We start from the raw sequence: 244 nt of genomic DNA, 5'->3' as shown, positions 1-244 counted from the left end.
ATGGTGAGTTTACTCCTGGAGGGTCGCAGGTAATTCTAGACACACCTGGTAACACCCTCGTTCCGCTATTTGCCTGGCAATTGGCCTTGAGACGCATGTGCCGGCCTCTTCGCGGGTAAACCCGCTCGATGGCCAATGCCAAACCTTGGCCAACCCCTACACACATGGTCGCCAGGCCTTTACGCCCACCGCTCTTCTCCAGCTGGTGAAGCGCGGTCAGCACCAGGCGCGCACCGCTCATGCC

1 pseudogene is annotated in these 244 nt (G+C 59.8%); it reads right to left on the bottom strand.

What is annotated here, in order from left to right:
- Positions 1-118 precede the first annotated feature (118 nt).
- A pseudogene (locus J5M58_RS27555) lies at positions 119-244 on the bottom strand (3-oxoadipyl-CoA thiolase); the annotation flags it as partial.

This window comes from Pseudomonas sp. 32_A (assembly GCF_017490905.1).
GTDB lineage: Bacteria > Pseudomonadota > Gammaproteobacteria > Pseudomonadales > Pseudomonadaceae > Aquipseudomonas > Aquipseudomonas inefficax.
The sequence above is the reverse complement of the archived record's forward strand: the minus strand, read 5'-3'. Positions and strand labels throughout refer to the sequence as shown.